The sequence below is a fragment of the Microbacterium paludicola genome (assembly GCF_015235415.1).
Lineage (GTDB): Bacteria > Actinomycetota > Actinomycetes > Actinomycetales > Microbacteriaceae > Microbacterium > Microbacterium paludicola.
This window is the reverse complement of the sequence record NZ_JADGLL010000002.1, coordinates 209066-225731: the sequence shown is the minus strand read 5'-3', so window position 1 is coordinate 225731 and position 16666 is coordinate 209066. Positions and strand designations below refer to the sequence as shown.

The window sequence follows — 16666 nt, the reverse complement described above, 5'->3', positions numbered from 1 at the left end:
AACGGGATCATCGAGCTCCACCGCCGCCTCGCCCGCGGCTACCGAAACCGGCACAACTACCGCCTCCGCATGCTCCTCGCCGCCGGCGGCCTCACCCCATGACCCCCACCGGAAGTCCGAAGAGCCCGCTATCTCCACTCGCTGTGGCTGCTCTCCGCGCGCGACCTGAAGGTGCGCTACGCGACGAGCTGGCTCGGATACCTCTGGTCGGTGCTCGACCCGCTTGTCATGAGCGGGATCTACTGGTTCATCTTCACGGTCGTGTTCGACCGCTCTGCGGGGCTCGAGCCGTACATCGTGTTCCTGATCACCGCGCTGCTGTCGTGGGTCTGGTTCAACGCCGCCGTCACCGACTTCACGCGCGCGTTCAACAAGGATGCGAAGCTCGTGCGCTCGACGGCGATCCCTCGCTCGATCTGGGTGAACCGGATCGTGCTCAGCAAGGGCGTCGAGTTCCTGTTCGCCCTCCCGGTGCTCGCGATCTTCGTGATCGCCGCCGGAGCACCGGTCGGATGGGGGCTGCTGCTGTTCCCGGTGGGGGTGGTGCTGCAGGCGATCCTGCTGGTCGGGCTCGGCCTGCTGATCGCGCCGCTGTGCGTGCTGTTCGCCGACCTCGAGCGGACGACGCGGCTCATCCTGCGTGCCCTGTTCTACGCGTCGCCCGTGATCTACGCGGTCGGGGACCTTCCCGGCGCGCTGCGGGAGCTGATGGCGTTCAACCCGCTCGCGGGGATCTTCACGCTGTATCGCGTCGGGTTCTTCCCCGAAGCGTGGGATCCCTTCGCCGTGACGATGTCGGCGGTGATCTGCCTGCTGCTTCTCGCGGTGGGCGCGTTCTCCTTCCGCCGGCTCGAGCGTCCGCTGCTCAAGGAGCTGTGATGACACGGGATGCGATGCCGGCGATCGCCGACCGACCGGCGATCGAGGTCTCTGGCCTCGGCGTGCGGTTCCGCCGCAACCGGCGCGGTCGCCGCAGCATCAAGGACATGTTCGCGGACGCGTCGCGGCGGAGCCGACCCGACGAGTTCTGGGCGCTGCGCGACGTGTCCTTCACCGTGCGCCCCGGCGAGTCGATCGGCGTGGTGGGACGCAACGGACAGGGCAAGTCGACGCTGCTCAAGCTCGTCGCCGGCGTGCTGCTCGCCGACGAGGGAGAGGTGAGGGTGAACGGGGGAGTCGCGCCCCTCATCGAGATCACCGGCGGATTCGTGGGCGACCTCACTGTGCGTGAGAACGTGTGGCTCGCCGCCGGTCTTCACGGGATGGCCAAGCACGAGATCGCGCGCCGCTACGACGAGATCATCCGGTTCGCCGAGCTCGAGCAGTCGGAGGGCACTCCCTACAAGCACCTCTCGAACGGCATGAAGGTGCGTCTCGCGTTCTCCGTCGTGTCGCAGCTCGACGAGCCGATCCTGCTCGTCGACGAGGTGCTCGCGGTCGGCGACAAGAGCTTCCGGAACAAGTGCTACCGGCGGATCGACGAACTGCTGGCGGAGGGGCGCACGCTCTTCCTCGTGAGCCACAACGAGAAGGACCTGCGCCGGTTCTGCACGCGCGGTCTGTACATCCGCGACCACGTGCTCGCGCTCGACGCCCCGATCGGCGAGGTCGTCGACCGGTACAACGCGGACAACGCGGAGTGACCTTCCCTCCGGCAGTAGAGTGACCTGAATGAAGCGCCTCGAGAACCGGGTCGTCACCTCGGCCGTCGTCTACCCCGTGATGACGCGGGACGACCGCCCCGGCGAGCTCCTGATGGGGGTCTTCGACGGGCACGGCCGGTTCGTCGAGGGAACAGCGACCGATCGCCGCTCCGGACTCCGCGGGGTGCCGATCCCGCGCGACCTGCTGCCCGACATCGCCGAGGCGGACGTGCCCGAGGCGATCTATGCGGGCGACCTGCACATGCACTACGGGCACTTCCTGCTGGAGAGCCTCGCCCGGCTCTGGTACGCGGCCGAGCACCCCGAGCTGCCGATCGTCTGGACCGCCGCCCACCACTGGGGCGACCGCGAGCGGTTCCGGTCATGGCAGCGGGAGATCCTCGAGATCCTCGGCGTGCGCAATCCCATCCAGTTCGTGACCAGACCCACGCGCTTCGCCACGCTTCACGTGCCGGACATCGGCTACCGATACGACGACTGGATCCATCCGGACCACGCGCGGTTCCTCGCGCGCCACTCCGGCCCGCCTCGCGAGCCCGGCCGCCGCATCTGGCTGTCCCGCAGCGCGATCGACAGCGACGTGCGCGATGTCAGCGCCGTCTTCGCGGAGAGGCACCTGCGGGCGGCCGGCTGGTTCGTGATCCATCCGGAGCGGCTGACCGTGCGCGAGCAGCTCGATCACCTCGCCCGCGCCGAGGTGATCGCGGGCGATGAGGGGTCGGCATTCCACGCGGTCCTCCTCTTGGCCGAGCTCGAGGGGCGCCGGCTGCGGATCATCCGCCGCCGGGGGCCCGAGCACCGGAACTTCCGCACGATCGGCGAAGCGCGCGGCCTCGAGCAGGATTTCCACTCGCTGCCGGGGCAGCGGATCCTTCACGCGGAGGGCCGCGAGGTGATGAAGGTGTCGCGCAACGCCATCGCGCTGCTCGACGCGCTCGAGGTGCCGCGCGCCCTGCCGCTGCCTCCCCGGCCGGGAGACCAGGCGGCCGCCGCGTTCGCGCGGTCGCTCGGCGTGTCGAGGATGCTGCTCGTGGGCGTGCGGACCGCATACTCCGCGGCCGTCTCGGGAGTGCGGACGACGCTCGTGGTCAGCACGCGGCTCGAGGAGGACCCCCGCGCCTATCGCTCGCTGGAGAACCGGGTGGAGGAGCTGCCGTTCGCGCAGTACGCCGAGCTGTTCGTCACCGCGCCGCAGCCGTACGAGCTCATCCGCATCTGCGGCGACGAGGCGGCGCACGTGCTGCGCGACGTCGACGACACCGCCGCGTTCGCCGACAGCAACACGATCTGGGTGCTGGATGACGACGCGGCCGGTACCGCGGCCGGCGCGGCCCTCGAGGAGCGCGGGGGATTCACCGTGCAGCGCATCCCGAGCGCCGGAGGCGGGATCCTCCGCGTCGAGCGCGCATGAGGCGCGAGCGGCCCCGAACCGAGAGCGACGTGCTCGGGACGGGTCACTCGAGGGCTGCGTCGATCCGATCCGCGAGGGTGGGCGAGAGCGTCGTGGCGTAGGTGGCGGTGAGGTGATGGCCGTCGCGGTAGACGACGACGCCGCCGATCACGGGCGGGCAGATCCCCTCGGTGCAGAAGAGGTCGGTGAGGTCGATCAACGCCGCGTTCGGGTCGCGCCGAACGGCCTCAGCCTGTCCGTCGTCGTGCAGTGCCTCGTCCATCGGCTTTCCGCAGCGCTCCGCGGCACGTTCCGGGTCGAACTCGATGCACTGCACGGTGTCGGACGAGAGATGCGGGCTGTCGCGGATCGCCAGGACGGGAATGTCGTGGTCGGGGCGCGCCCCCCAGGCCGAGACCATGCCGGCGACGGTCCGCTCGTCGGCGTCCTCGCCTCCTGAGGACCGGGTCACGACGAACGCATCGGCATCCCCGGCGTCGGCGACGTACTCGGCGACCGCGGCGCGCCACTCGGCGCAGCCCTCCGTCTGCTGCCGCGTCGCGAGCTCCGTGGTGACGTCGGTCCAGTAGCAGGCTGCACGGCCCATGACATCCACGCGCCAGCCGCGGTCCTGCGCCATCCGCTCGAACGCGCTGAGGTAGGCGTTGCTGTGCGAGTCGCCGATCACAACGAGGCGTCGCGAGTAGTCGTGCTCGGGTCCGAACGTGCACGCGCGCAGCGTCCCGTCGTCTCCGCTGGTCCAGCAGTCACCACGGTACGAGTTGTCCTCCCCGACGATCGCGGGGTCCGGTACGAGCGGCAGCGAATCGAGCGTCGGGTTCTCGCAGGATCCCGAGGCGAGGGTCGCCGCGCCGAGGCAGTCGGGCGGCGCAGCGAGCAGCTCGGCCGTCAGGGTGCGGCTGCGCTCCTCCTGCAGCTCGGCGGATGCAGCCCCGGCGGTGGTGATCGCCAGGACGCACGCCATGCCGGCGGCCGTCCAGACCGCCACGATGAGCGGGCGGCGCCCGGCGAGCAGCCGGGGCGACAGCCGCACGGGATTCTCGACGAACCGGGTCGAGAACCCGGCGAGTGCGATCGCGGCGGCTGCGATGCCGAGCTTCTCCGGCATCGTCAGGTCATGCCCGGTCGCCAGCGGCAGCAGCACGATCGGCGGCCAGTGCCAGAGATAGATCCCGTACGACGTGTCCCCGAGGAAGCGGATCGGACGTGCCGAACCCGCTCCGGCCAGGAATGAGCCGCCGCCCGCCCACACGATCACGGCTGCCCCCGCCACGGGGAGAAGGGCTGCGGAGCCCGGGAAGGGCACCTCGCCCGAGAGAAGGACCGTGCTGGACGCGATCAGGACGACGCCGAGGGCCGCGAGCAGGTTCGCCGCGGCGCGACGCCCGGCGAAGGGCAGGAAGGAGATCAGCGCGCCGACGCCGAACTCCCAGGCTCGGGTGAGCGTGGAGAAGTAGGCCGCGCTCGCCGACCAGTCCGTGAGCAGCACGCTGTAGGTGAACGAGGCGGCCGTGGCGACCGCGAGCGTGCCGATCATGACCGCGCGCCATGGCAGTCGACGGAACACGAAGCAGGCGAGCAGGAGCAGCAGGGGCAACGCGACGTAGAACTGCTCCTCGACCGAGAGCGTCCAGAAATGCTGCACCGGCGATGCGCTGTTCTCCGCAGCAAGGTAGTCGACGCTGTCCGAGACCAGCCGCCAGTTCTGCACGTAGAGCGCGGACGAGGCGATCTCGGCGAGGAACTGCTCCCAGAGCGAGCGCGGCGCCCAGACGATGACCGCCACCGCCGTCGCGGCAAGCACGAGGAGCGAGGCCGGCAGGAGACGCGCGGCGCGGCGGGCCCAGAACCTGCCCACGGCGATGCGACCCGTGTTCGCGCGCTCACGCACGAGATGCGACGTGATGAGGTACCCGCTGATCACGAAGAAGACGTCGACGCCGACGAAGCCTCCGGGCACGCTGTCCGGCCAGAGGTGGTACACGAGCACGCTCAGGACAGCGATGGCCCGGAGAGCCTGGATGTCGGGCCGGAAGCCCGCCTGCCGAGCCCGGTCCGTGAGACCTGCCTGCCGAGCGCTGTCTGTGAGAGACGCCATCCCGTCGATCAGCCGAGCGCTCGACGAAGGCGGCGCAGTGCCGCAGCGGGCACCCCGCCCAGGCGTGCGTTGACGCCGCGGGCGGCCGGTGCGAGCCGGTTCCCGGAGAGCTCGTTCATCCGCCGGGCGATCTGCCGCGGCAGCGATGCCGGCCGGGCGCTCTGCCGAAGTACGGCAAGCTCGGCCTCGAGCTGGGCGACCCTCGGCTCGACGCGGGTCACGCGTTCCGAGAGGTCGGCCTCGCGCAGGTCGATGAGCTGCGCGCGGTCGTTCGAGCCCCACTCGAATCCCCAGACCCGGTCGACGACGTCCTCGAGCACGGCGTCGCCGCCGACGTAGCGACGCGCGCGGGCGACTGCGGCCGAATCCCAGATCGTCACCGACTCGTCCTTGGTGTGGCCGGGGGTGAAGTAGCGGACCGCGCCGAGGCGGTCTCCGTCGATGTGGCGGTACATCTGCATCAGGCTGTCGCTGGTGACTCCGACGGTCACGGGCAGGTCGACGCGGTACGGCGCCGGGAAGACGGTGTCGGGCACCGCCTCGGCGAAGATCACGCGGTTGTCGGTGCGGAACCACTCCTGCACCAGATAGAGCTCGGTGCGTGGGTCAGCGAGCATCTTGCGCCGCCCCTCATCGAGGGTCGACCACGGCCCGACGAGCACGACGTGCACATCGGTGAGGGTGCTGTTGAGCACCCTGTCCACGCAGTTGCGCGCGAGGTGGGCCGTCTCCAGGGTCACCTCGACGACGACCTTGACGAGCGGCACCTCCCAGACGCGGTTGTCCGAGGTGCGGCGGTAGCGGGGGATCGGCATGCGCTGGGCGAAGTGCGCGTCATTGACGTGGGCGACCTTCGCCGCGTGGTTCTGCACCGTGCCGGGACCGAGGTGCCAGGTCAGCGCCTCGTGCACGGGGATGAACACGGCGCCCGCCTGCCATAGCTGGTAGGCGATCTCGGTGTCCTCGCCCAGATGCAGCCGCGTGTCCTGACCGAACGTGCGGTCATAGACCTCGCGGGTGACCGAGGCGCACGCCCCCATGTGGGTGGAGTAGTTCCGTCCGTGTGACGTGTTGAGGTCGTCGGTATCGCGGTAGATCTGGATGGACCAGTGTTCGTGCAAGGTCGAGCGGTCGTAGTCGTCGCCGATCGTGCCGTCGAGCACCTTCTTATACACCGTCTCGGGCGTGTAGTCCCACGACTCGATGAAGCCCTTGTCGCCGATCGTCGCGGCTTCCGGGATGAAGTGGGCCCACTTGGCGTGCTGCCGGACGTTGTCGCGGAACAGGATCATGTCCGAGTCGACCCAGTAGATGATGTCGCCCGAGGTGGCCTTGATCCCGATGTCGGTCGCGTTCGAGCGGCCCCAGCCCTCCTCGACGCGGATCAGCCGCAGGTTCCGCGGCACCACGTCGCCCAGCACCACCGGCGGCTCGCTTCCGTCGTCGACGACGACGACCTCGAGCAGCTCCTCGGGGTAGTCCTGAGCAGCGAGCGAGGCGAGGGTCAGCGGCAGGGTGGCGCTGTTGTATGCCGCGATCACCACGGAGACGGACTTCGTCGGCTCCCAGTCCTCCGGGAGCGTCCCGTCGAAGACGTCACGCCACTGATTCTGGAAGACGATGGGGCGGGGCTCGGAGGAAACGGCGGGCCTGATCACCGCATCAGTCTAGGTGACCGGCCCTCTGCTCCCCTGGGGAGCGGCTCCACGGGCGCTCACACGGGGCGACGAGCCTCTCAGGCTAGACTCCTTTCCCGCCGCGCCCGCGGCCGCGCCGCCCGTCGGCAGCCGCCCCGTCCGACCAGGAGCCGATTCCGCATATGTCATTCAGCCGCTGGTTCCGCCGCCATGCCGAGACGGACGCTCTTGAGCGGGACGGCGGGGGCGCCGTGGCTGACGCGTCGACGCTGCGGGCCGGCACCCTGGCACTGCCGGATGGCGAACCTGTTCGGCTGCGCGTCGCCGACGTCGACGCCCTGCGGCACGTCGTCGTGAGCGGTGCCGACGTGATGACGCAGGACGTTCGGATCCGCATCGATCGCTGGGATCCGCCGTCGGCGCGCTGGCGTGGCGCCATCGCGCCGCTGCCGCACGTGAAGACCAGCCAGGTCTCGTTCGACGCCGCCCGGCGGACGGCCTCCGCGCACATCGCGCTCAGTGAGCCGCAGTCGCTTGCCCGCATCGTCAACGCGCTGATTCCCGCCTTCACCCCGGATGCGCCCGTCGTCGGGGCGGGCTTCCCGCTCGTCGCCGTCGACGGGAGCGTCGATGGCGGCGTGCTGTCCCTGCTGCCGAGTCGCCGTGTGCCGCAGCTCGAGGCCATCGCTCCGGCGCTCAACGGCGCCCACCTGCGCAAGGCCGACGTCCTGATCACCGCGGAGACCGATCTCGCGCGCGAGGCGGAGGACGCCGTCTATCAGCTGCCGGTGGGGGAGGCGCTGCTTGGGTACCCGCGCAGGGAGCTGCCCGTCGTCGACCTCAACGTGCACAATCCGATCGGGCGTCTGCTGAGCTTCTCCCCGTCGCCTCCGCCCCGCCGGCTCGTTCTTGACAGGCAGCAGGGCGTTGCGCGCCTGGATGCCACCGGCCCCCGCGCCGACGCCGTCGCGCCGATCGCCTTCTCGCTCGCCGACCCGCTCACAGCCAGAGACGTGGCGGCGCTCCGGGGAGTGGAGGCAGCGGACCTTTCGGCGCTTCGCGGCGTCCGCGGCGCCCTGCCGGAGGGGCTGACCACGCGGTTCGCAGAGCTCGCCGCCGCGGGGGTGATCCTTCACTCGCTTCCCGAGAACATCGAGATCGACCCGGCGCGACTGTCGCCGCGCATCGTCGAGCTCGCCCGGCAGCCCTACCGCGCAGTGAAGGGCCTGGCACGCGAGCGTCGCTCCGTCGCCCTGCGCAGGGCGGCGATGCACGACCACGGCGGATTCCTCCGCCTCGCCTCGGCGATCGAGCACCGCACGGGGCACCGCTACCTTCCGTCGGTGAGCGTGGTGCTCTCGACGATGCGTCCCGACCTCATCCCGGGTGTCCTGAAGATGATGGCGGCGCAGACGTACCCGCACATGGAGGTCGTGGTCGTCGCGCATGGCGTCGCCGCGCCGGATCTCTCGGCTCTCGACCTCGGCGCCCTCGACGTCACCGTTGTGGAGCAGCCCGAGACCGTCCTCTTCGGAGCGGCGCTCGCCGAGGGAGTGCGCCGCTCGTCGGGTGACCTCATCACCAAGCTCGACGACGACGACTGGTACAGCGAGCACCACGTGTTCGACCTCGTGCTCGCGCACCTCTACTCGCGCGCCGACATCGTCGGCAAGACGACCGAGTACCTCTACTTCGAGGAGGCCGAGCAGACCGTGCATCGCACGTTCGCGACCGAGCGGTACCACGATCAGCTGGCCGGAGGGGCGATGCTCCTGTCAAGGGCGACGTTCGATGGTCTCGGCGGCTGGCGGCCGACGCCCAACTCGACGGATCGCTCGGTGCTGATCCGTGTCGAGTCGCAGGGCGGCATCGGATACCGCACGCATTCCCTCGGCTACATGTACATCCGGCATTCGTCGAAGCACACCTGGGAGCGCAGCGACTCGCAGCTCCTCAACGGCTCCTTCGAGCAGTGGCGCGGCTGGCGCGAGCCCGAGGCCTGAGGCATGCGCACGCTCCTTGGCCGGGCATGGGACCCCGCCGCCGCCGTCGTCGTCGTCCTCGTCGCCGTGTTCACGGTGGTCGGGTACTCGTATCGCGAGTCGGAGAGCGCTGAGCTGATCGCGTCCTCCGCCAGCGCTGCGGCTGGCGCGGTGATCGTGGGCGCGGGCCTCGCGATCCTCGTCTACCTGCCGTTGCTCGGCGTCTTCCGGCTGCTCGACCGCCGATGGGCGGACGACGGGCTCGAGCCCACCGGCATCATCCCGATGAGGGAGGCGATGCGGCGATGGCTGCTGCCCAGCGCGGGCACCATCCTCGTCGGTTGGCTCGCCTGGCTGCTCGTGCACTTCCCGGGGAACGTCGACTCCGACACCATCACGCAGAAGCTTCAATGGCTCGGACTGCAGAATCAGACCGATCACCACCCGTGGTTCGACACGATGGTGTTCGGTCTCTTCTGGAACCTCGGGGACGCCCTGGGAGACGACCGCTGGGGCCTGTTCATCTACCTCCTCCTCCAGGAGGCGGCGACCGCCGGAGGCGTCGCTCTCGTGCTCGTCTACCTGTCTCGTCTCGGAATGCCCTCGGTGGCGCGGTGGGCGCTGACGGTCGCGGTCGCGGTCCTTCCCGCGTTCGTGATGGCGCCGTCCGTGATGAGCAAGGACGCCTTCGCGGCGGTGTTCTGGCTGCCCTTCCTCGTGCTCTTCGCGGAGTCGCTGCGGACCCGGGGGGCGGTGCTGGCGCGTCCGCGCGTGGCGCTCGCGGCGATCGCCGTGACCACGCTGCTGATCCTCTCGAAGCGGACCAGCCTGTACCTCGTGCTCATCTGCGCGGTCGTGCTCGTCGTCGTCGTGTCGCGCGCGCTGCGAGTGCGCATCGGGCTCACCGTCGCCGGCGTACTCGCGCTCACCGGCCTCGCGTGGCCCATGCTCCTCGTCTCGGCGTGGGGGATCACGCCCGGCACCTCGACCGACATGATGACCGTTCCCGTCCAGCAGACCGCGCGGATCGCCGCCGAGCATGGCGACGAGATCCCCGAGGAGGAGCGCGCGGCGATCGACGCGGTGCTGCGCTGGGACGGCCTCGCCGAGGCGTATGTGCCGACGCGGTCGGACAGCGTCAAGGGCCGGTGGAACCTCGAGTCGACGACGGGACAGAAGCTCGAGTACTTCCGGGTCTGGGCCGCACAGGTCATCCGCTACCCGGCCACCGCGGCGTCCGCCACGATCGCGAACACCTACGAGTACTTCGCGCCCGTGACGCGGCTGTCGATGCAGAACACGCTGTCGCTCGATCAGTACATCGACTTCTGGACCTCTCGCAGCCTCGAGACCACGTCCCGCGCCGAGGTCGAGGCGATCGCCGACGCGCTGTACGAGCCGGCGGCGCTCGACGGGGCGCGGTCGACGATGAACGACCTGACCATCGCCTTCAACGAGGGGAACCTGCTGTCCTCGAAGGCGCTCTATGCCTCGCTGATCCCGCTCGCGGCGCTCGCCTACGCGATCCGTCGTCGCAGCTGGCTGCACGTGCTCATGCTCGTGCCGCTGTTCGTCACCCTCGCGTTCCTCGTCGCGAGCCCGATCGCACTGTCCCGGTACATCATCCCGATGATCCACGGCGCCGTCTTCGTGGTCGGCATCACACTCACTCCGATGAGGTGGGAGCGCCGGTCGGGTTCCGGCTCGCGCGCGAGCGTCAGCGAAGCCGCCTGATCACCGCGGCGGGCACTCCGCCGACCAGCGTGTCGTCTGGCACGTCGGAGGTCACCACCGCACCCGCCGCGATCACGCAGCCGGCGCCGATCGTGACGCCGGCGACGACGGTCACCGCCGCCCCGATCCACGTCCCTGCGCCGACGACGATCGGGTCGTGCCGCACCTCGCCGGCCCGCCTGTCATGCCCGCCGATCTCGTGCGTGTCCGTGATGAGGCGCACGAACGGGCCGAGGTTCACCCGGTCGCCCAGCACAGTTCCGGGGCGGATGTACGCGTCGCGGTTGACGAAGACGTCCTCTCCGATGCGCACAGGGCCGAGGATCTCGCCCCCGCGATAGATCCTGGTGCGGGCTCCGATCGCGATGTCCCGGTCGCCGTCGCGATGCAGGAGCCGGACGGAGGGGTCGACGACCGCATCGTCAGCGATGCTCAGCACGGTCTCAGCGGCCCTGAGGCGCCGTCGGCGTCAGGGCCGGCATCACCCGCCACGAGGTGTCGCGCGCGATGGCGCGGCCGTCGCGCAGGCCCTTCATCAGGTTCGACCAGCCGACGCGCGTGATCTTCCGCTCGACGAACGCCAGGCGCAGGATCTCCTTCGCGAACGTCGCGGCCGTGCCGATCGCGAACGCGAACGGGCGGTACGCGCCGTGCTCCTCGTAGTAGTGCTTCATGATGCCGCGGTTGCGCAGGATGTAGTAGCGGTACATGTCGCTGGACGCGTTGAAGTGACGCACGCCCATGTCCCACTGCTTGATCTCGCGTGTGCGGCGCAGCACGAACTCGTTCACGATCGCGGCGGGCGTGACACGCGAGGCGAGCCAGCCGTAGATCGTGTCGTCCCAGTAGATGAAGAACCGCGGATCGGGGAGACCGATCTGCGCCACGATGTCGCGGTGGATGAACATCCCCTCGAAGCAGCCCGAGTTCATCTCGCGGTAGCCGGAGGCGTCGAAGTCGGCCGGGGCGAACGGGATCGGGATGCCCAGCGGCACCGAGACCCGATACTGCCAGTAGAACTCGCTGCCGTCGTAGTCGTACCGGCGGCCCTGGATGCTGCGGAAGCGCGGCGCCCAGTCGCCCATGCGGGCGAGGCCGTCGGGAAGCACCTCGACGTCGTCGTCCATCAGCCACATCCAGGTGGAGCCGAGCTCGTAGGCCGTCTCCATGCCCGCGCTGAACCCGCCGGCACCACCGGTGTTCTCGTCGAGGCGACGGTAGACGAGCTGGGTGCCGAGGCGGTCGCGGAACGACTCGACGACCTGCGTCGTGTCATCCGAGGACGCGTTGTCGACGACCACGACGTGCCCGGGCTTCGGGTCCATCCGGATGACCGACTCGAGCAGCCCGCTCAGCAGGTGCGAGCGGTTGTACGTCACGACGACGATCGTCGCCGATGCCGGATCGAAGGCGACGTCGTCGCCCGCCGGGACCTGGGGGGTCTCCATGATGCTCATTCGCCGCCCTTCAGCACGCCGCGCCAGCTCTCCGCCGCGACGAGCTGCGGAAGCGCGTCGCGGTACTCCTTCGCCAGACGGGGCCATTCCCGCTCGAGTCGGCGGTGCAGCAGGATCGAGTCCCGCAGCATGTGCCGGAAGCGGCGGCGGTCCCGTGTGTAGATGTTCTTGCCCGAGCCGTCGGCGGCGCTGACGAGCGCGCTGTCGAAGTGCGGCAGACGCCACCAGTGCGCGTCGTTCTTGCCGAACTCGACCTCGGGGGTCTCGAGGTTCGCGGGGTCCGGCTTGTGCAGCAGGTGGGCGAGCAGGGTGCGCGCCGTGAAGGTGCGCAGTCGAAGGCCGGACGGGGTGTCGGTCGGCTCGCCGGGAGGGAACACCTGGCGGCCGCGCCGCGAGTGGAGCACCGTCTCCGGATCGGTGTGGACCGCAGTCTCGGGGAAGCGGGCCGCGAGGGCGCGCGCATCCGGCATCGCGGTCGGCAGCGTCTCCCACAGGTGCTGCGGCCCGCGCAGGACGTCGCGCAGGGCACGCGCCCGCAGGGCGACGGGGTAGTACTGCATCATCATCAGGTGCTTCAGGTCGACCCGTCGGCTGTGCCGGATGAGGCGGCCGCCGCGGGGCACGCCGGAGTGGAGCAGGCCCGCGACGATGCGGTTACGGGCGTGGAAGTACGCCTGCCAGTCGATCGAGTCGTCCTTGCCCACCCAGGACACGTGCCACAGCGCCACGCCGGGCAGGGACACGGTCGGGAAGCCGGCCTCGCGGGCGCGCAGGCAGAACTCCGCGTCGTCCCACTTGATGAACGCGGGGAGGGCGAGGCCGACCTCGCGGATGACGTCGAGGGGGATGAGACACATCCACCAGCCGTTGTAGCCGGCGTCCATGCGCATGTGCAGCAGCGGCGACTGGCGCAGGTTCGCGCGGCGGAAGTCGTGCGGCATCCGGTCCTGGAACAGGTTCCGCCACATGAACGGGACCTCGTCGACGACCTCGGCCCACGCGTGAAGGCGCGGGCGGTCGAGCAGGTCGAACATGTGCGCGCCGACGAGCATCGGCGTCGTCGTGTAGCGCGCGAACAGGATGGAGCGGCGGATCGACTCCGGCTCGATTCGGACGTCGTCGTCGAGCAGCTGCACGAAGTCGCTCTCGGGCCGGTCGAGCGACTCGAGCATCGCGCGGGCGAAACCGCCCGATCCGCCGAGGTTCGGCTGGTCGATGACCTGCAGCTTCTCGCCGAGGGCGGCGTTGGCGGCGTCGAAGCCCGCCTCCTCGGCGACCTTGCGCGTCCCCTGGTCGACGAGGAACACGCGGTCGACGAGCTCGAGCAGCTCGGGCGCCTCGCCGAGGGCCGTGAGCGTGTCGACGCAGTAGTTCGGCTTGTTGAACGTCGTGATGCCGAGCGACGCCTTGCCGGTGCGGACGGGCTCGTGCTCGGTGCTCCACTCGCCGCGCTCGAGCGTCAGCGGCGTGTCGTCGGCGACGAGGTCGAACCAGATCCAGCCGCCGTCGCTGAACTGCGTGAGCGGGATGTCGAAGGTCGACTCGGCCGCGTCATCCACCTCGCGCGTGTCGATGCGCTGGGCGACGCCGGCGCCGTTCGAGCGGTACACGAGCACGGTGCCCGATCCGGAGGTCCGCACGGTGAGCCGGATGGAGCGCACGCTCGTCCAGTGCTGCCAGTAGGAGGCGGGGAACGCGTTGAAGTACGACGCGAACGACACGCGGCGACTCGGCTTGACCACCATCGAACCGCGTCCAAGAACGTCGCCGAGCCGCGCGTGCTCGGTCACCCGGACCGCCTCGTCGTCGATGACCGACCAGGTGTCGGCGTCGAAGTACAGAGGGATCAGATCGGGGTCGCGGTCGAGGGGGAAGACCACGTTCTGGAGGACATGCGGCACGTGGTTGCTCCGAACGATCGAGGGCGATGGACCGCAGACGAGCCTACCCCGGACGAGTAAACGGATCCTGGGATCCCCCGGCGTCGGCCAGGTCGCGGATGCGCTCGCGCCACGAGCGCGACTGCCCGGCGCGCACCGCGCACACCACGAGCATCATCCAGCCGAGACCCGTCAGGGTGAAGCTCTCGAACATCGAGTCGACGAGCAGGGCGACGAGCATGAGCGGCGTCCAGGCGTGCACCACCGACCGCCGTGAGCCGGCGACCAGCCACGAGCGCACCATCGCCACGGCGCACAGCGCGCCGAACAGCAGCAACCCGGCCCAGCCCACCTGGATCAGCACGTCGAAGTACGCATTCAGCGCCGAGGCGTGCGTGTCGTCGAGCGTGAAGTTGATCACGTTGAACGGGTACGGCTCCCGATCGCCCGGTCCGTGATGCCACACGCCGTGCCAGCCCCAGCCCTGCACGGGGCGCGGGCGGACCCAGTCGAGGATCAGGTTCCACAGATCGGCGCGCACCGAGAAGTCGGATGCCGCATCCAGCAGGCGGATGATCCGGTGCCGCAGCACCCAGCAGGCGGCGAGCACGACGATCGTGACGGTGGCGACCGCGATCTGCGTCCGCCGCCGCTGGTCGGGCGCCGCGCGGCGCACGAGGCCCAGCGCGAGCGTCGCGACCGCGACGGACACGGCAAGCACGAGCACCGTGGGGGACGCCGACAGCACCGCCAGCAGCCCGGCGAGGGTCAGCGAGAACACCGACAGCCCCCGCGAGATCGACTGCGTCAGCCATTCGACGGCGAACGTGATCAGCGCCATGACGGCGACGAACCCGAGCATGTTGCGCGTGCCGAACACTCCCTGCACCGGTCCGCCGGCGGCGATGTCGCCCGCGACGCCGAGGAACGGGATCGGCATGTCGAGCAGGATGCCCGCCAGGATCTCGACGCCGAGCGAGAGACCGAGCAGCCAGCGCAGCACGTCGCCGAGGGCCCGCACCGTCTGCAGCGTGTCGCGCACGTGCGCGATCACGAGGGCCAGCAGGCCCCAGCCGAACAGCTCGAGCCATCCGGACAGGGTGGACGCCTCGTCGAACGACCACACGACGCTGGCGAGCGTCCACGCCAGGAACACCAGCAGGCTCGTCGGCGCGAAGCGCAGCAGGGTCAGCTCGTCGCGCCGTGCGATCAGGATCGCCACGCCGATCACGTCGAGCGCGACGACGATCGTGACGAGGGTGACGGGCCCCGCCGTCCGCCCGATCAGCGTCGCGGCGAATCCCGCGCCCAGGGCGGCGATCGTGAAGGCGCGCGCGAAATCGGCGGATTGCAGCAGCCGGATGAGCCAACCCGGCGTCCCGCCGGCGGGCGTCATCGCGAGGGATCCCCCGCGGGCGCGTCGGCCCCGACGCCAACGATCGGGGCGAGCTTCATCTTGAACGAGAACAGCACGAGGAGGGTCCAGCCCCACAGCATGATCGGCCCGGACTCGGTCAGGCCCTGCACGAGCAGCGTCGCCACGATGAGCGGCGGGAGCATCGACACGGGAGAGAACGGGCGGTCGGCGACGAGATCCCAGCGGGGCCGGTCGACCGCGAAGAACCACGCGCGCCAGGTCATCGCGGCGTAGGCGACGAACACGAGGATGACCCCGATCGCGCCGAGCTGGAAGAACACGTCGAGCCACATGTTGTGCGCGTGGAAGACCGACAGGCCGTGGTCCACGATCCAGCCGTCGAACGCGTCCTCCCACGGCACCCACGGGCTCGAGAAGCCGTTGCCGTGGACCGGATGCATGATCGCCCGCTCCCAGACGGTGCTCCAGATCTCGTCGCGACCCGTCAGCGAGCCGTCGCGGCCGAGCATCCCGAGCACGCGGTCCCAGAGGGAGAACACGAACACCGCGCCGACCGCGCCGACCCCGGCGAAGAGCATGTAGCGGCGGGTGCGCTCGCCGGCGGTGCGCGCGCGGCGCATCACGAGCACGGCGAGGAGCACCATAAACGCCCCCGCGAAGGCCCCGAGCGCCGTCGCCGAGCCCGAGCGCACGAACAGCACGGCGGTCAGCGCGATCCAGACCGTCTGCATCGCGGCGTACGGCGGATGCGTCGCAAGACGGATCGCGAACACGATGAAGGCGAGAACGCACAGCACGCCGAGGTAGTTCGCGTTGCCGACGATGCCCTGGATGCGCTCGCCGATGAGGGCGTCGAAGATCTGGCCGCGCACCCAGTACCAGTGCGGGTCGAAGCCCTCCGGCGGGGAGACGAAGTTCGGCAGCAGCGGATGACGCAGCACGAGGGCGACCCACAGCTCGATCGCGATCGACAGCCCCATGACCCACTTCAGGGCGACATCCAGCGCCCGCAGCAGCTCGTGCCACGTGAGCACGTGCGCGAAGAACAGGCCCTGCAGGGTGCCGGCGGCGAGCAGCGTCCAGGTCAGCAGCGTGGCCCCCGGCCAGCTCGACCACAGCACCGATACGAGCGCCCACGCGACGTACGCGAGGGCGATCCACGGCAGCCGGCGCCAGCGCAGCCCGTGCCGCCGGATGAGGGGCACCCACATCGCGATCGATGCGGCCGTCGTCAGCGCCAGCACCACGGCGGCGCCCGCCTGACCCAGCAGGTTCCACCACGCGGAGTGGGCGAACCCGGAGAACATCACGAATGCGGCATACGCGCGCAGCAGCTGATGGCTCGTGGCCTCGCGCTCCGGAGCGACCGGAGGCGTATCTGACGTATACCGCGTGATCTGGGCCATTGTGCCTCCCAGGCTACCG

The 16666-nt window shown here is 70.1% G+C and carries 12 protein-coding genes; 5 read left to right on the top strand and 7 right to left on the bottom strand.

Features of this window, described 5'->3' with window-relative positions; translation table 11 throughout:
* Positions 1-141: 141 nt before the first annotated feature.
* The 3 genes from IR155_RS02130 to IR155_RS02120 are packed head-to-tail and all read left to right on the top strand — an operon-like array spanning position 142 to position 3075.
* Complete coding sequence (locus IR155_RS02130) at positions 142-879, top strand: ABC transporter permease (protein WP_135112657.1); 738 nt, start codon at positions 142-144, stop codon at positions 877-879.
* Entirely contained in the window at positions 879-1643 is a 765-nt protein-coding gene (locus tag IR155_RS02125) for an ABC transporter ATP-binding protein (protein ID WP_228066511.1), read from the top strand. The genes IR155_RS02130 and IR155_RS02125 overlap by 1 nt, the downstream gene beginning before the upstream one ends.
* Before the next feature lie 28 nt (positions 1644-1671).
* Entirely contained in the window at positions 1672-3075 is a 1404-nt protein-coding gene (locus tag IR155_RS02120; protein WP_135112655.1) for a glycosyltransferase 61 family protein, read from the top strand.
* A 43-nt stretch (positions 3076-3118) separates the two neighbouring features.
* On the opposite strand, the gene IR155_RS02115 is transcribed toward IR155_RS02120, so the two are convergent.
* The gene (locus IR155_RS02115; protein WP_135112653.1) at positions 3119-5173 is read right to left on the bottom strand and encodes an acyltransferase family protein; all 2055 of its coding nucleotides are present in this window, start codon (positions 5171-5173) and stop codon (positions 3119-3121) included.
* A gap of 8 nt (positions 5174-5181) precedes the next feature.
* Entirely contained in the window at positions 5182-6831 is a 1650-nt protein-coding gene (locus IR155_RS02110) for a glycosyltransferase family 2 protein (protein WP_135112651.1), read from the bottom strand.
* 230 nt (positions 6832-7061) lie between these two features.
* On the opposite strand from IR155_RS02110, the gene IR155_RS16195 reads away from it, so the two are divergent.
* Positions 7062-8813, top strand: a complete 1752-nt coding sequence (locus IR155_RS16195; protein ID WP_167760684.1) for a glycosyltransferase family 2 protein — start codon at positions 7062-7064, stop codon at positions 8811-8813.
* Positions 8814-8816: 3 nt separating this feature from the next.
* Complete coding sequence (locus IR155_RS02100) at positions 8817-10526, top strand: DUF6020 family protein (RefSeq protein ID WP_135112648.1); 1710 nt, start codon at positions 8817-8819, stop codon at positions 10524-10526.
* Here IR155_RS02100 and IR155_RS02095 read toward each other — a convergent pair.
* The 5 genes from IR155_RS02095 to IR155_RS02075 are packed head-to-tail and all read right to left on the bottom strand — an operon-like array spanning position 10510 to position 16647.
* Positions 10510-10965 (bottom strand): acyltransferase, encoded by a 456-nt coding sequence (locus tag IR155_RS02095; protein WP_135112646.1) that lies wholly within the window; start codon positions 10963-10965, stop codon positions 10510-10512. The two genes, IR155_RS02100 and IR155_RS02095, sit on opposite strands and share 17 nt — an antisense overlap.
* Before the next feature lie 4 nt (positions 10966-10969).
* Entirely contained in the window at positions 10970-11974 is a 1005-nt protein-coding gene (locus IR155_RS02090) for a glycosyltransferase family 2 protein (RefSeq protein WP_135112644.1), read from the bottom strand.
* Positions 11975-11979: 5 nt separating this feature from the next.
* Entirely contained in the window at positions 11980-13884 is a 1905-nt protein-coding gene (locus tag IR155_RS02085) for a glycosyltransferase (RefSeq protein WP_135112642.1), read from the bottom strand.
* Positions 13885-13927: 43 nt separating this feature from the next.
* Entirely contained in the window at positions 13928-15259 is a 1332-nt protein-coding gene (locus tag IR155_RS02080) for an O-antigen ligase family protein (RefSeq protein ID WP_135112640.1), read from the bottom strand.
* Complete coding sequence (locus IR155_RS02075; RefSeq protein WP_135112638.1) at positions 15256-16647, bottom strand: O-antigen ligase family protein; 1392 nt, start codon at positions 16645-16647, stop codon at positions 15256-15258. The genes IR155_RS02080 and IR155_RS02075 overlap by 4 nt, the downstream gene beginning before the upstream one ends.
* Positions 16648-16666: the final 19 nt, after the last annotated feature.

What these genes read in the sequence shown, in the direction of transcription:
- IR155_RS02120 (WP_135112655.1), top strand. Translation starts at nt 1,672, where the DNA reads ATGAAGCGCCTCGAGAACCGGGTCGTCACCTCGGCCGTCGTCTACCCC.
- IR155_RS02100 (WP_135112648.1), top strand. Translation starts at nt 8,817, where the DNA reads ATGCGCACGCTCCTTGGCCGGGCATGGGACCCCGCCGCCGCCGTCGTC.
- IR155_RS02115 (WP_135112653.1), bottom strand. Translation starts at nt 5,173, where the DNA reads ATGGCGTCTCTCACAGACAGCGCTCGGCAGGCAGGTCTCACGGACCGG.
- IR155_RS02075 (WP_135112638.1), bottom strand. Translation starts at nt 16,647, where the DNA reads ATGGCCCAGATCACGCGGTATACGTCAGATACGCCTCCGGTCGCTCCG.
- IR155_RS02090 (WP_135112644.1), bottom strand. Translation starts at nt 11,974, where the DNA reads ATGGAGACCCCCCAGGTCCCGGCGGGCGACGACGTCGCCTTCGATCCG.
- IR155_RS02125 (WP_228066511.1), top strand. Translation starts at nt 879, where the DNA reads ATGACACGGGATGCGATGCCGGCGATCGCCGACCGACCGGCGATCGAG.
- IR155_RS02080 (WP_135112640.1), bottom strand. Translation starts at nt 15,259, where the DNA reads ATGACGCCCGCCGGCGGGACGCCGGGTTGGCTCATCCGGCTGCTGCAA.